The organism is Streptomyces sp. NBC_01171 (assembly GCF_045039805.1).
Lineage (GTDB): Bacteria > Actinomycetota > Actinomycetes > Streptomycetales > Streptomycetaceae > Streptomyces.
The window spans coordinates 5,172,410-5,185,419 of the sequence record NZ_CP108609.1 but is presented as its reverse complement, the minus strand read 5'-3'; the positions used below and the strand labels follow the sequence as shown (position 1 = coordinate 5,185,419).

At 70.2% G+C, this 13,010-nt stretch carries 15 protein-coding genes; 6 read left to right on the top strand and 9 right to left on the bottom strand.

Annotated elements, in window-relative coordinates; translation table 11 throughout:
- The first annotated feature begins 273 nt into the window (after positions 1–273).
- Positions 274–1,026 carry a transglycosylase SLT domain-containing protein gene (locus OG448_RS23875; protein ID WP_405556733.1) on the top strand — a complete coding sequence of 251 codons (753 nt, stop codon included), beginning with the start codon at positions 274–276 and terminating at the stop codon, positions 1,024–1,026.
- Between the two features lie 86 nt (positions 1,027–1,112).
- Here OG448_RS23875 and OG448_RS23870 read toward each other — a convergent pair whose 3' ends face one another.
- Positions 1,113–3,605: an FHA domain-containing protein gene (locus tag OG448_RS23870; RefSeq protein ID WP_405556731.1), complete on the bottom strand. Its 2,493-nt coding sequence runs from the start codon at positions 3,603–3,605 to the stop codon at positions 1,113–1,115.
- Between the two features lie 248 nt (positions 3,606–3,853).
- On the opposite strand from OG448_RS23870, the gene serB reads away from it, so the two are divergent.
- Positions 3,854–5,077 carry a phosphoserine phosphatase SerB gene (gene serB / locus OG448_RS23865; RefSeq protein ID WP_405556729.1) on the top strand — a complete coding sequence of 408 codons (1,224 nt, stop codon included), beginning with the start codon at positions 3,854–3,856 and terminating at the stop codon, positions 5,075–5,077.
- A gap of 63 nt (positions 5,078–5,140) precedes the next feature.
- Here serB and OG448_RS23860 read toward each other — a convergent pair whose 3' ends face one another.
- From OG448_RS23860 to OG448_RS23845, 4 genes are all read right to left on the bottom strand, one after another.
- Complete coding sequence (locus tag OG448_RS23860) at positions 5,141–5,659, bottom strand: SixA phosphatase family protein (RefSeq protein ID WP_405556727.1); 519 nt, start codon at positions 5,657–5,659, stop codon at positions 5,141–5,143.
- 78 nt (positions 5,660–5,737) lie between these two features.
- The gene (locus OG448_RS23855) at positions 5,738–5,935 is read right to left on the bottom strand and encodes a hypothetical protein (RefSeq protein ID WP_405556725.1); all 198 of its coding nucleotides are present in this window, start codon (positions 5,933–5,935) and stop codon (positions 5,738–5,740) included.
- A 172-nt stretch (positions 5,936–6,107) separates the two neighbouring features.
- Positions 6,108–6,230 carry an SGM_5486 family transporter-associated protein gene (locus tag OG448_RS23850; protein ID WP_267881280.1) on the bottom strand — a complete coding sequence of 41 codons (123 nt, stop codon included), beginning with the start codon at positions 6,228–6,230 and terminating at the stop codon, positions 6,108–6,110.
- Between the two features lie 49 nt (positions 6,231–6,279).
- Positions 6,280–7,557, bottom strand: coding sequence for a CynX/NimT family MFS transporter (locus OG448_RS23845; RefSeq protein ID WP_405556724.1), 1,278 nt, complete (start codon positions 7,555–7,557; stop codon positions 6,280–6,282).
- Positions 7,558–7,660: 103 nt separating this feature from the next.
- Here OG448_RS23845 and OG448_RS23840 point away from each other — a divergent pair, with 103 nt between their 5' ends.
- Complete coding sequence (locus tag OG448_RS23840; RefSeq protein WP_405556722.1) at positions 7,661–8,353, top strand: FadR/GntR family transcriptional regulator; 693 nt, start codon at positions 7,661–7,663, stop codon at positions 8,351–8,353.
- On the opposite strand, the gene OG448_RS23835 is transcribed toward OG448_RS23840, so the two are convergent.
- From OG448_RS23835 to OG448_RS23820, 4 genes are all read right to left on the bottom strand, one after another.
- On the bottom strand, positions 8,331–8,672 hold the full coding sequence (locus tag OG448_RS23835) for a hypothetical protein (RefSeq protein ID WP_405556720.1): 342 nt from the start codon (positions 8,670–8,672) through the stop codon (positions 8,331–8,333). The genes OG448_RS23840 and OG448_RS23835 overlap by 23 nt on opposite strands.
- 145 nt (positions 8,673–8,817) lie before the next feature.
- Positions 8,818–9,585 (bottom strand): enoyl-ACP reductase FabI, encoded by a 768-nt coding sequence (gene fabI, locus OG448_RS23830; protein WP_405556718.1) that lies wholly within the window; start codon positions 9,583–9,585, stop codon positions 8,818–8,820.
- Positions 9,586–9,590: 5 nt separating this feature from the next.
- Positions 9,591–10,295: a 3-oxoacyl-[acyl-carrier-protein] reductase gene (fabG, locus tag OG448_RS23825; protein ID WP_350908392.1), complete on the bottom strand. Its 705-nt coding sequence runs from the start codon at positions 10,293–10,295 to the stop codon at positions 9,591–9,593.
- 166 nt (positions 10,296–10,461) lie between these two features.
- Positions 10,462–10,893, bottom strand: coding sequence for an ATP-binding protein (locus OG448_RS23820; RefSeq protein WP_405556716.1), 432 nt, complete (start codon positions 10,891–10,893; stop codon positions 10,462–10,464).
- 153 nt (positions 10,894–11,046) lie between these two features.
- On the opposite strand from OG448_RS23820, the gene OG448_RS23815 reads away from it, so the two are divergent.
- From OG448_RS23815 to hemC, 3 genes are read left to right on the top strand one after another with little or no spacing between them, the layout of a single operon-like run.
- Positions 11,047–11,892: a helix-turn-helix domain-containing protein gene (locus tag OG448_RS23815; RefSeq protein ID WP_405556714.1), complete on the top strand. Its 846-nt coding sequence runs from the start codon at positions 11,047–11,049 to the stop codon at positions 11,890–11,892.
- The gene (locus OG448_RS23810; RefSeq protein ID WP_405556712.1) at positions 11,889–12,083 is read left to right on the top strand and encodes a DUF397 domain-containing protein; all 195 of its coding nucleotides are present in this window, start codon (positions 11,889–11,891) and stop codon (positions 12,081–12,083) included. Before OG448_RS23815 ends, OG448_RS23810 begins: the two co-directional genes overlap by 4 nt.
- Positions 12,073–13,005 (top strand): hydroxymethylbilane synthase, encoded by a 933-nt coding sequence (gene hemC / locus OG448_RS23805; RefSeq protein ID WP_405556710.1) that lies wholly within the window; start codon positions 12,073–12,075, stop codon positions 13,003–13,005. The genes OG448_RS23810 and hemC overlap by 11 nt, the downstream gene beginning before the upstream one ends.
- Positions 13,006–13,010 lie beyond the last annotated feature (5 nt).

The window sequence follows — 13,010 nt, the reverse complement described above, 5'->3', positions numbered from 1 at the left end:
CGAGCATAGGGCGCACATCACTTACGAACGGACATAGGAGACAGAGTACCCCTAGATGAACGGGGCGGATGGGCTGGTCTGTCCCGTTTTACGTGGACCTGATCCACTACCGCGCTTCGTACGTCACATCATTGCCAGGGCATTTTGCGGCCGCTAAGAATTGCTCCTGTCGCTCAGCGCCGCGGTTCACTCCGCGGCGTTCGTGCTGGAGGAACCGATTTCCCCGGCGGACGCGAGAGCGACCTCCGCGCTAACGAAGAGGTCCATCAAGCCATGCCCAAGAACATCCTGAAGCGTCGTCTCAGTCGCCCGCTCGAGAAGTTCTCCGCGCTGAACAAGCAGCACAAGATCGCCATCGCGGGTGTCAGCACCCTCGGTGCCGCCGCCATCGCGCTGTCCGCCGTCCCCGGCGGCGCCACGACCGTGGCCGGTGGCACCCCGGCCGTGGCCGCCAAGCAGGTGGCCGCCGAGCAGAGCCAGACCCGTGACCTCCACGCCACGCTCAGCAGCCCGCTGACGAGCGACAAGGTCAAGCTCGACTCCATCGAGGCCAAGCAGAAGGCCGCTGCCAAGCAGCGCACCGCCGACGCCGCGAAGAAGAAGGCCGCCGCCGAGCGCAAGGCCGCCGAGTCGCGCTCCGCCAAGAAGGCCGCCGACCGGTCCGCGAAGCGTCCCCAGATGGAGACGGTCGCCGCGAAGACCTACAAGAACAACCTCGACGGCTGGATCCGCCAGTCGCTCGACATCATGCACTCCAAGGGCATCCCGGGCAGCTACCACGGCCTGCACAAGAACATCATGCGGGAGTCCTCCGGCAACCCCCGCGCCATCAACGGCTGGGACATCAACGCCGTCAACGGCGTCCCGTCCAAGGGTCTGCTCCAGGTGATCCCGCCGACGTTCTCCGCGTACCACGTGAAGGGCACCTCCTGGAACATCTACGACCCGGTCGCCAACATCACCGCCGCCGCCAACTACGCGGCGCACCGGTACGGCACGATCGACAACGTCAACAGCGCGTACTGAGGTCGGCGCGGACCTCTGAGACGACGCGGAAGGGCGGCACCCGAACGGGGTGCCGCCCTTCACGTGACTCTCGGAGCAGGCTCCGGCTACTTGCGCATGACCTCGGGCTCGTGCCGCCGCAGGAAGCGCGAGACGAGGAAGCCGCAGGCCGCCCCGAGCGCGATCAGCACGACCATGTCCAGGCCCCAGGCCGCCGCCGAGTGGTCCCACAGCGGGTCGGTACTGGTCGGGTCGTCGGTGTTCGGCGCGATGTTGTTGAAGTCCAGCGTGGTGCCGGCCGCGGCCACCGCCCAGCGGGACGGCATCAGGTACGAGAACTCGTTGACACCGGGCGTGCCGTGCAGGGTGAACAGGCAGCCGGTGAACACGACCTGGATGATCGCGAACATCACCAGCAGCGGCATGGTCTTCTCCGCGGTCCGCACCAGCGACGAGATGACCAGGCCGAACATCATCGAAGTGAAGCCCAGCGCCATGATCGGCAGGCACAGCTCGAACAGCGTCGAGCCGCCGAAAACGAGGCCACGGTCCGGGATCTCCCGGCTGGCGAAGCCGATCAGGCCCACCATGAGGCCCTGGAGCACCGTGACGGCGCCCAGCACGACCACCTTGGACATCAGGTACGCCGAGCGGGACAGGCCGGTCGCGCGCTCCCGCTCGTAGATCACCCGCTCCTTGATCAGCTCGCGGACCGAGTTCGCCGCGCCCGCGAAGCAGGCGCCGACCGCGAGGATCAGCAGGACCGTCGTCGCCGTGCCGTTGGGCACGTGCAGGCCGGTTCTGGGGTTGAGCGGGTTGACCAGCAGCCCCTTCTCGTGGTCGATCAGCAGGCTGACCGCGCCGAGCACGGCCGGGAGGATCACCGTCAGCGCCAGGAAGCCTCGGTCGGAGCCGATGACCGCCACGTACCGCCTGACCAGCGTGAACAGCTGTGAGCCCCAGCTCTGCGGCTTGGGCGGCTTGACCGCCTGCGGCGGGGGCGCGGTGACGGACTGGGCCGCGACCGCGTCGAGGTCGGCGGCGTACATCTGGTAGTGCTGCGAGCCCTTCCAGCGGCCCGCCCAGTCGTAGTCGCGGTAGTTCTCGAAGGCGGAGAAGACGTCGGCCCAGGTGTCGTAGCCGAAGAAGTTCAGCGCCTCCTCCGGCGGGCCGAAGTAGGCCACCGCGCCGCCCGGCGCCATCACCAGCAGCTTGTCGCACAGCGCCAGCTCGGCGACGGAGTGGGTGACGACCAGGACCGTGCGGCCGTCGTCGGCGAGGCCGCGCAGCAACTGCATGACGTCACGGTCCATGCCCGGGTCGAGGCCCGACGTGGGCTCGTCCAGGAAGATCAGCGAGGGCTTGGTCAGCAGCTCCAGGGCGACCGAGACGCGCTTGCGCTGGCCGCCGGAGAGGGACGTGATCTTCTTGTTCTTGTGGATGTCGAGCTTCAGCTCGCGCAGCACCTCGTCGATACGGGCGTCACGCTCGGTGGGCGTGGTGTCGGCGGGGAAGCGCAGCTTGGCCGCGTACTTCAGCGCCTTCCGGACGCTCAGCTCCTTGTGCAGGATGTCGTCCTGCGGGACCAGGCCGATGCGCTGACGCAGCTCGGCGAACTGCTTGTACAGGTTCCGGTTGTCGTAGAGCACCTCGCCCTCGTTGGCGGGGCGGTAGCCGGTGAGCGCCTTGAGCAGGGTGGACTTGCCGGAGCCGGACGGGCCGATGACCGCGATCAGGGACTTCTCGGGGGCGCCGAAGGAGACGTCCCGCAGGATCTGCTTGCCGCCGTCGACCGTGACGGTGAGGTGGCGGGCGGAGAAGGACACCTCACCGGTGTCGACGAACTCCTCGAGCCGGTCACCGACGATGCGGAACGCCGAGTGGCCGACGCCGACGATGTCGTCCGGGCCGAGGACCGCGGTGCCGCCCTTGGCGATCGGCTGACCGTTGACGTACGTGCCGTTGTGCGAGCCGAGGTCGCGGATCTCGAAGCGGCCCTCGGGCGTCGTCTGGAACTCGGCGTGGTGCCGGGAGACCTGGAGGTCGGAGACGACGAGGTCGTTGTCCAGCGAACGGCCGATGCGCATCACGCGGCCGAGGGCGAACTGGTGGAACGTGGTCGGGCTGCGGTCGCCGTGGGCGAACTGGTCCGGCGCGGCGGGGGTGCCGCCCTGCTGGTGCGGAAAGGCCGGGGCCTGCTGCGGGCCGCTGTGCCACTCGGCGCCCTGCGGCTGCGCGGCCTGCGGTACCGCCTGCGTCTGCTGGGCCCACGCGGCCGACTGGGCGGCGTACGGCGCGGCCTGCGCGGCGGCCGCGGTCAGGTCCAGCCGCGGCCCGTCGGTCGCGTTGCCCAGGTGTACGGCCGTGCCGGCGCCCAGTTCCGTCCGGCCGACGCGGTGGCCCTGCACGAAGGTGCCGTTGGTGCTGCCGTGGTCCTCGATGACCCAGGTGTGCCCGTCGAAACGGACCGTGGCGTGGCGCCACGACACCCTGGCGTCGTCGAAGACGATGTCGCCCTGCGGATCACGTCCGAGGGCATAGGACCTGGACGGCTCCAGCGTCCAGGTCCGTCCGTTTGTTTCCAGTACGAGTTCCGGCACTCCATGCCCCACTGAGTTGTCCCCCGAATTGCCCCCGACACGGGGAGTCTAGGGATGTCGAACATCGTGGGGAACTATTCCAGGCGGGACCGCCCGACTGGTAGTCGGGCGGCTGTGCGCACCGGAGTTGGGGGCGGATAACGGTGCGGAGGGGGGTATTTGACCGCGGCCGGGCCGGACGGGGGTCCTGTCCGGGTGGCGGACCTGTCGGGCGGGGGTCAGGGGGCGCCGGATACGGTGGTGGGACCATGAGCGCTTCGCAGATCGTCGCTTCGCGGACCGGTGAGGTCCCCACTCTTCTCGTCAAGGTCTTCGGGAAGGACCGGCCCGGCATCACGGCCGGTCTGTTCGACACCCTGGCCGCCTTCCAGGTCGACGTGGTCGACATCGAGCAGGTCGTGACACGGGGCCGGCTGGTGCTGTGCGCGCTGGTCACGCAGCCCGCGGAGGGGCTGGAGGGTGACCTCCGGTCGACGGTCCACAGCTGGGCCGAGTCGATGAAGATGCAGGCCGAGATCATCTCGGGCCACGGCGACAACCGTCCGCGCGGTGTCGGCCGCTCCCTGGTGACGGTGCTCGGGCACCCCCTGACCGCCGAGTCGACGGCGGCCATAGCGGCGCGGATCGCCCAGGCCGGCGGCAACATCGACCGCATCTTCCGGCTCGCCAAGTACCCGGTGACGGCCGTGGAGTTCGCGGTGTCCGGGGTGGCGACGGAACCGCTGCGCACCGCGCTGGCCGCGAGCGCGTCCGCGCTCGGTGTCGACATAGCCGTGGTCTCGGCGGGCCTGCACCGGCGGGCACAGCGGCTCGTGGTGATGGACGTGGACTCGACCCTGATCCAGGACGAGGTCATCGAGCTGTTCGCGGCGCACGCCGGCTGCGAGGCGGAGGTCGCCGCGGTGACCGAGGCGGCGATGCGCGGGGAGCTGGACTTCGAGCAGTCTCTGCACGCGCGCGTGGCCCTGCTGAAGGGGCTGGACGCCTCGGTGGTGGACAAGGTCCGCGAGGAGGTCCGGCTGACGCCGGGCGCGCGGACCCTGATCCGTACGCTGAAGCGCCTCGGCTACCAGGTCGGGGTGGTGTCCGGCGGCTTCACCCAGGTCACGGACGCCCTGAAGGACCGGCTGGGCCTGGACTTCGCGCACGCCAACACGCTGGAGATCGCCGACGGGAAGCTGACCGGCAGGGTCACCGGTGAGGTCGTGGACCGGGCGGGCAAGGCGCGGCTGCTGCGCCGGTTCGCCGCCGAGGCGGGGGTGCCGCTGTCGCAGACGGTGGCGATCGGTGACGGCGCCAATGACCTGGACATGCTGAACGCGGCCGGTCTGGGCGTGGCCTTCAACGCCAAGCCGGTGGTTCGCGAGGCCGCGCACACGGCGGTGAACTTCCCCTTCCTGGACACCGTGCTCTATCTGCTGGGCGTCAGCCGCGAAGAGGTCGAGGCGGCCCAGACGCACGACGAGGACTGAGCCGACGACGCGGGAAGGGCCCGGAACCGCCGTGGTTCCGGGCCCTGCGTGTGTCCTGGCAGATCACTCGGATGGCGCCCAGTAGTCCACCAGCGTCGCCTTGCCCGGCTCCAGGTCCTTCCAGTCGCCGTCGAAGGTCAGCACGGCGAAGGCGGAGGTGGGGAAGCCGCGCCGGTTCATCCGCTCGCGGGCGTCACCCTCGGCGGACCCGGCGAGGATCTCGACGAGGTGGTGCACGCCGGGGTTGTGGCCGATGAGGATCGCGTTGCGCACGTCGTCCGGGGTCTCGTTCAGCACGGCGATCAGCTCGCCCGGCGAGGCGTTGTAGACCCGGTCCTCGTAGACCGTTTTCGGCCGGTGATCCAGTCCGTGCACAGCGAGTTTCCACGTCTCGCGGGTACGCAGCGAGGTGGAACAGACGGCCAGGTCGAAGGGGATTCCGGTGTCGGCGAGCCTGCTGCCGGCGACGGGGGCGTCCGCGCGGCCCCGGTCGGCGAGGGGGCGCTCATGGTCGGAAACCTGGGGCCAGTCGGCTTTCGCATGGCGGAAGAGGACGATCCTGCGGGGTTCAACGACGCTCATGTCACTCAGCTTCGCATGAAACAGGCCACCCGGCGCAGGGAGTTGACATGCGGATTCACCGGTGGGAGGGGGCCGGGCTCAGTGCTCGACGAGCTGCCGGGCGCGCTCCAGTATGTGCGCGAGCGCGGGGTCGCCGCTCGCCGCGTGCGCGTCGGACGGGTTCATGATGAGCAGCAGCAGCGCGACGAACGCGAGTATCGGCAGCGCCAGCGCCCACCAGGGCAGCCGGGCACCGGCAACGGCGGGGTGGGGCCGGGTGTGGGCGGGTACCGGCATGATCGCCTCCGTCGCTCGTCGGACCGTCCGGGAATCCCTCTCCCGGTACCCCTCGAAGCTACGCGGTCACCGGCGGTCAACCCATCCGGGCTTCCACCCACTTGACCCTGATCCCCGCCCCCTAGGGGATGGTGGGGAAAGCCCCCCGCCACACCGCCTCGGGCGGAGGTGATCAGGAGGGGGCGAGCAACATCGCGACGATGCCGATGACGACGAAGATGGCGAAGAACGAGCCGAAGACGATCAGCATCTTCTTCTGGCCGTTCTGGGGGTTCGGGTCGAGCACAGGCTGCATGCGGCCAGTGTCCCACCCACCCCCGCGCCTCGGCCCCCCACCCCCGGCCTCAGCGCGCCTCGTCCTCCACGATCCGGTCGCGCCCGGCGAGGAACCCGACCGCCATCTGCGGCAGCATCAGCGCGGCCATGAGCGCGATCGGCACGCCCCAGCCCCCGCTGCGCTGGTAGAGCACGCCGACCAGCAGCGGTCCGGGGATGGAGAGCAGGTACCCGGTGCTCTGGGCGAACGCGGACAACTGCGCCACGCCCGGACCGGTGCGGGCCCGCATGCCGACCATGGTGAGCGCGAGCGGAAAGGCGCAGTTGGCGATGCCGAGCAGCACCGCCCAGGCCCAGGCCCCGGCGGCGGGCGCGAGGTACAGCCCGGCGTAGCCGGCGAGACCGCAGGCGCCCAGGACCAGCACGATGGGCCCCTGGTGGGGCAGCCGGCTCGCCACGCGCGGGATGACGAAGGCCAGCGGGACGCCCATCACCATGGTGACCGCGAGCAGCACGCCCGCGGTACCGGCCGGGACCCCGGCGTCGCGGAAGATCTGCGGCATCCAGCCCATGGTGATGTACGCGGCGGTGGCCTGGAGGCCGAAGAAGACGGCGAGCGCCCAGGCGGTGCGGCTGCGGGCGATGCGCAGCCGGGGGGCGGCCTCCGCGCCCGGAACCGGCGCCGGTGCGGGCACCCGCTCGCGGACCAGCGGCAGCCAGGGCAGCACGGCGATGGCCGCGAGGACGGCCCACACGGCGAGCCCGGACTGCCAGTGGCCGCCGAGGGCGCCGGTCAGGGGCACGGTGACGGCGGCGGCGACCGCGGTACCGAGGGCGAGGGCCATCGAGTACAGGCCGGTCATGGAGCCGACGCGGTCCGGGAACCAGCGCTTGACGATGACCGGCATCAGCACGTTGCTCACCGCGATGCCCATGAGGGCGAGCGCGCTGGCGGCCAGGAACCCGGCGGTGCCGCCGATGTAGGGGCGGATCAGCAGGCCGGCGGTGATGGCGGTCATGCCCGCGCAGACCACCGCGCCGGGGCCGAAGCGGCGGGCGAGGCGGGGGGCGGTGGCACCGAAGAGGGCGAAGCACAGCGGGGGTACGGAGGTGAGCAGTCCGGCGACGCCGCCGCTCATGCCGAGCCCGTCGCGGACCTCCTCCAGGAGCGCGCCCAGGCTGGTGATGGCCGGGCGGAGGTTGAGCGCGGCCAGCACGATGCCGACGACCACCAGGCGCACGGCCCAGACGGGCGGGGCGGAAGCGGGGGTCGGCAGGGGTGGTTGTACGTCGGGGACGGCGGGCTTCCGCACGGTCCGGGTCTCCTCAGCCATGAGACCCATCATAGAATCATGGGATGATTGGTTGTCCATTCCGGAGCCGGCTCCGTACGGGGCTCCCCGGTCCGGCCGGTTCGTACGGGCCGGAACTCACGTGCCAAGGTGGGCCATGCCTCTGAGCCACCCGCGCCGGTCGGCGCTGTCCGAACAGGTCATCGCCGAGCTGCGCGCCCAGATCACGTCCGGCGAGTGGCCGGTCGGCTCCCGCATCCCCACCGAGCCGGAGCTGGTCGAGCAACTGGGCGTGGCCCGCAACACCGTCCGCGAGGCGGTACGGGCGCTCGCGCACAACGGACTGCTGGACATCCGGCAGGGCTCCGGCACCTATGTGGTGGCCACCAGTGAGCTGGCCGGGGTGATGCACCGCAGGTTCGCCGACGCCGATCCCCGGCACATCGCCGAGCTGCGGTCCACGCTGGAGTCGTCGGCGGCGAAGCTGGCGGCCGAGCGGCGCACGGAGAAGGACCTCAAGCAGTTGGACGCGCTGCTGACCAGGCGCGAGGAGGCGTGGGAGGCCGGGGAGGCGGAGGCGTTCGTGGCGGCCGACGCCACCTTCCACCTGGCCGTGGTGTCCGCGTCGCACAACGACGTGATGACGGCGATGTACGCGGACCTCGGCGAGGTGCTGCGGGACTGGCTGCGCGCGGACGTGGGCGCCGAGCTGGAGCAGCGGGCGTACATGGACCACACCCGGCTGGTGGACGCGATCCGCACCGGGGACGCGCGGGCGGCGGCAGCGGAGGCGGCGAGCTACCCCTTCCAGTGCCGTCCGGAGCGGTTCAGCCCGCCTTCTGGTGACTGATCCACACCACCCGGATCTCCTTCCAGCACCGGCCGGTCAGCTTCACGGTCAGGGCGGGCCCGGCGGCCACCGGCGCGCTGTCGGTGTCGATGTCCCACCAGCGGGCGCACTCGACGTGCAGCCGGACCCGGTCGACGTGGACATAGGGGTTGTGGCAGTAGGCCACCACCTCGGAGCCGTCCACCTTGACCCGGCAGGAGGCGCCGAAGAGGTCGGGGGCGTGCGGCTTGCCGTCACCGGCGCGGGCGACGCCGCCGGGCAGGGCGAGGACGAGTACCGCGGCCGCGGTCACCGGGGTCAGGCTGCGGGGAAGACGCACGTAGGGGGACCTCCTCGGCCATGGCTGCGGAGGGGACGCGTACTACGAGGGTGCGTCGCCGGAGCCGGGACGGCCCGGCCGGGGACCCGTACGGGTGAGGCCCGCACCCCCTTCAGGGGTACGGGCCTCTCGCGCGCGGGGTCGGTCAGGCGCCGATGGCGTGCAGACCGCCGTCGACGTGGATGATCTCGCCGGTGGTCTTCGGGAACCAGTCGCTCAGCAGGGCGACGACGCCCTTGCCCGCGGGCTCCGGGTCCTTCAGGTCCCACTCCAGCGGGGAACGGGAGTCCCACACGGCGGCCAGGTCGGAGAAGCCCGGGATGGACTTCGCGGCCATGGAGCCGATCGGGCCCGCGGAGATGAGGTTGCAGCGGATGTTCTGCTTGCCCAGGTCACGCGCCATGTAGCGGCTGGTGGCCTCCAGGGCGGCCTTGGCCGGGCCCATCCAGTCGTACTGCGGCCAGGCGTACTGCGCGTCGAAGGTGAGGCCGACGACCGAGCCGCCGTTCTGCATCAGCGGGAGGCACGCCATGGTGAGCGCCTTCAGCGAGAACGCCGAGACGTGCATGGCGGTGGCGACCGACTCGAACGGGGTGTTCAGGAAGTTGCCGCCGAGGGCGTCCTGCGGGGCGAAGCCGATGGAGTGGACGATGCCGTCGAGGCCGCCCAGCTCCTCGCCGACGATGTCGGCCAGGCGCGCGAGGTGCTCCTCGTTGGTGACGTCCAGCTCGATGACCTTGGCCGGCTTCGGCAGCTTCTTGGCGATGCGCTCGGTCAGCGTGGGCCGCGGGAACGCGGTCAGGATGATCTCGGCGCCCTGCTCCTGGGCCAGCTTGGCGACGTGGAAGGCGATGGAGGACTCCATCAGCACGCCCGTGACCAGGACGCGCTTGCCCTCGAGAATTCCGCTCATGGTGTTCAGTGACCCATTCCCAGTCCGCCGTCAACGGGAATGACGGCTCCAGTGATGTACGAGGCGTCGTCCGAGGCGAGGAACTTCACCGCCGCGGCGACCTCCTCCGGCTCGGCGTACCGGCCGAGCGGCACCTGCGACACGATGCCCTTGCGCTGCTCGTCGGTGAGCGCCTTGGTCATGTCGGTGTCGACGAAGCCGGGGGCGACGACGTTGAAGGTGATGTTGCGCGAGCCCAGCTCACGGGCGAGGGAGCGCGCGAAGCCGACGAGCGCGGCCTTGGAGGCGGCGTAGTTCGCCTGCCCCGCCGAGCCGAGCAGACCGACCACCGAGGAGATCAGGACGACGCGGCCCTTCTTGGCCCGCAGCATGCCCCGGTTGGCCCGCTTGACGACCCGGAAGGTGCCGGTGAGGTTGGTGTCGATGACCGAGGTGAAGTCCTCCTCGGACATGCGCATCAGAAGCTGGTCCTTGGTGACGCCCGCGTTGGCGATCAGGACCTCGACGGGGCCGTGCCGCTCCTCGATCTCCTTGTACGCCTGCTCGACCTGCTCGGCGTCGGTGATGTCGCACTTGACGGCGAGGAAGCCCGCCGGGGGCTCGCCCGAGCGGTACGTGATGGCGACCTTGTCGCCGGCGTCGGCGAAAGCGCGGGCGATGGCGAGGCCGATGCCCCGGTTGCCTCCGGTGACGAGAACCGAGCGGCTCAACGGATCACCCTTTCATCAGCGGTCTACAACGTTCCGACAATCCGCCCGGTCACCCTGGTGCCGGGCGGGACAGGCGGCTTCCCCGAAAACCTATCGGTCCGGCCACGACCACGGACAATCGGGCACCGACAGTGACACATCCCTGCTCCTGTCGGATTCCTACAGATCAGGACTCTCCGGTCGCGTACTCCGCCCAGACGGTCTTGCCCGGTCCGGTGCGGGGGGCTGTCCCCCAGCGGGTGGCTACGGCGTCGACGAGGAGGAGGCCCCTGCCTCCCTCGGCGGTGGGGTCCGGGGTGGGGAGCTTCGGGTGTGCGGGATGGGTGTCGGAGACCTCCACGCGGATGTGGCCGGGTGCGCGCTGGAGGCGGAGCTCGAAGTCCCGTCCCGGTACGCGGCCGTGCAGGACGGCGTTCGCGGCGAGTTCGGCGACGACGAGGGCGACGGCCTCGGAGGTGGGAGTGCCGTAGGGGTGACCCCACTGGTCCAACTGGTGCACCGCCAGCCGGCGTGCCAGCCGCGCACCACGCCTGGTGGCGGAGAAACGCTGCGCGAACGTACGTACGGTGACTGCCTCATGGGCGCGTGAGGGCGACATACGTCCAGCGTGGGGAGTCCCTCCGGGGGGCCAACAGGAACGAAGCCCATACAGCTCCGCTTGTATCGGTGCACACTCTGGACTGGGTGGGTCACTCACCGTGACGCTAGGCAGATTGGGTGCGTTGAGCGGGGAGCACGAAAGGTGGCGGCGATGGCAGTGGAGCATGGCCGGGCGGGCAACGGCGAGTCGGAAGCCTCGGACGGCTTGAAGATGTTCGGCGCGGTAATGAAGTCGCTGCGAGACCAAGGACGCCTGACCCAGGAAGAGTTTGCGGTACAGGTGCGCTATTCGGCGCCTTACATCGCCAAGATCGAGCAGGGCAAACGGTTTCCTCCTGCGGATCTGCCGACGCGAGTGGCGCCCGTTCTGGGGGAGGACGCGGCGAAGGTACTGGCGGCGGCGGCCAAGACCTTGACGAGGCGATCCGGACTGGCGTCCTGGTTCCAACAGTGGGCGGGGATCGAGGAAGAAGCGATCTCCCTGTACGCCTACGAGTGCCGTGCGATTCCGGGACTGTTGCAGCCGGAGACGTATGCACGGGCGGTGTTCAAACACCAACTCCCGCCGTGGACCGAGGAGCAGATCGACCACAAGGTAGCGGCACGGCTGGAGCGCCAGACGTTACTCGTCGACCGCCCGCACACCGCGTTCACGTTCATCATCGAGCAGGCGATCCTGGACCGCCGACTGGGCGGCCCCGACGTGACCAAGGCTGTCGTCGACCAGCTCCTGAGCGTGGGCCGACGGAACAACGTCGAGATCCAGATCATGCCTCGGCACAAGGAGGATCACTGCGGCGTCGACGGTCAGATGTACCTTGCCACGACGCCCGGACATCAGTGGTTCGGCTACATCGAGGGCCACCGATCGAGCACCCTCATCGCCCAGCCCGGCGAGGTGAGCGTCCTGCATCAGCGCTATGGCAAGCTGCGTTCCCAAGCCCTGGATTGCCCGGCTACGGTGGAGCTGCTGGAACACCTGCGAGGAGCGCTATGAGCACCACCCCTGGGCTGGACTGGTTCAAGAGCAGTTACAGCGGCGGAGACGGGGACAACTGCATCGAGGTCGCCGTCAGCTCCAAGGCCGTAAACATCCGCGACTCCAAAGACAAGCGCATGCGCCCCCTCACCGTCACGCCGGAGGCATGGGCCGCGTTCGTCGCCGTATCGTGCCCCCATGCCCGGTGAACTGATCCGCATCGTCTCCCGCAACTCCCCCATGGCGCTCGCTCAAGTCGAGCGCGTGCGTGCGGAGTTGGCCGTACTTCACCCCGAGGTCCGTACCGAAGTCCTGCCGGTGGTGACCACCGGGGACCGATGGATGGGTGACCTCGCCCAGGTCGAGGGCAAGGGCGCGTTCACCAAGGAGGTGGACGCCGCGCTGCTCAGGGGCGACGGCGACCTCGCCGTGCACTGCATGAAGGACGTGCCCGGCGACCGCCCCATCCCCGCAGGGACCCGCTTCGCGGGCTATCTCGCGCGGGACGACATCCGGGACGCCCTGGTCGACCCGCAGGGCCGCACTTTGGACCAGCTTCCGGCCGGGACGAGGATCGGCACCTCCTCCGTACGCCGTGTCGCGCAGCTCGCCGCCTCCCACCCGCACCTGGACTGCGTGCCGATCCGGGGCAACGCGAACAGGCGGCTGGAGAAGATGGCGGCGGGTGACGCGGACGCGCTGATCCTGGCCGTGTCCGGGCTGGAACGCATCGGCCGGATGGACGCCGCGAGCGAGATCCTGACGCTGGAGACCATGCTCCCGCCGATCGGCGCGGGCGTCCTCGCCCTTCAGTGCCGGGAGGACGACACCGAGACGGTCGACATCGTCAGCGACCTGGGCGACCCCGCCACCCACCGCGAGACCACCGCCGAACGGATGCTCCTGCACGTCCTCCAGGGCCACTGCAACTCCCCCATCGCCGGGTACGCCCGTACCGAGCGCTCCGGTGAACTCTCGCTGCGCGCAGCGGTGTTCACCCCCGACGGCAAGACGGTCCTGCACGCGCACGAGTGGGCCGGCCGCCTCGACCCGGCGACGCTGGGCACATCCGTCGCCGTGGCCCTGCTCCGCCAGGGCGCGCGGGAGCTGATCGACGGCATCGCCCACTGAGACCA

What these genes read in the sequence shown, in the direction of transcription:
- OG448_RS23875 (WP_405556733.1), top strand. Translation starts at nt 274, where the DNA reads ATGCCCAAGAACATCCTGAAGCGTCGTCTCAGTCGCCCGCTCGAGAAG.
- serB (WP_405556729.1), top strand. Translation starts at nt 3,854, where the DNA reads ATGAGCGCTTCGCAGATCGTCGCTTCGCGGACCGGTGAGGTCCCCACT.
- OG448_RS23860 (WP_405556727.1), bottom strand. Translation starts at nt 5,659, where the DNA reads ATGAGCGTCGTTGAACCCCGCAGGATCGTCCTCTTCCGCCATGCGAAA.
- OG448_RS23855 (WP_405556725.1), bottom strand. Translation starts at nt 5,935, where the DNA reads ATGCCGGTACCCGCCCACACCCGGCCCCACCCCGCCGTTGCCGGTGCC.
- OG448_RS23850 (WP_267881280.1), bottom strand. Translation starts at nt 6,230, where the DNA reads ATGCAGCCTGTGCTCGACCCGAACCCCCAGAACGGCCAGAAGAAGATG.
- OG448_RS23845 (WP_405556724.1), bottom strand. Translation starts at nt 7,557, where the DNA reads ATGATGGGTCTCATGGCTGAGGAGACCCGGACCGTGCGGAAGCCCGCC.
- OG448_RS23840 (WP_405556722.1), top strand. Translation starts at nt 7,661, where the DNA reads ATGCCTCTGAGCCACCCGCGCCGGTCGGCGCTGTCCGAACAGGTCATC.
- fabI (WP_405556718.1), bottom strand. Translation starts at nt 9,585, where the DNA reads ATGAGCGGAATTCTCGAGGGCAAGCGCGTCCTGGTCACGGGCGTGCTG.
- OG448_RS23820 (WP_405556716.1), bottom strand. Translation starts at nt 10,893, where the DNA reads ATGTCGCCCTCACGCGCCCATGAGGCAGTCACCGTACGTACGTTCGCG.
- OG448_RS23815 (WP_405556714.1), top strand. Translation starts at nt 11,047, where the DNA reads ATGGCAGTGGAGCATGGCCGGGCGGGCAACGGCGAGTCGGAAGCCTCG.
- OG448_RS23810 (WP_405556712.1), top strand. Translation starts at nt 11,889, where the DNA reads ATGAGCACCACCCCTGGGCTGGACTGGTTCAAGAGCAGTTACAGCGGC.
- hemC (WP_405556710.1), top strand. Translation starts at nt 12,073, where the DNA reads ATGCCCGGTGAACTGATCCGCATCGTCTCCCGCAACTCCCCCATGGCG.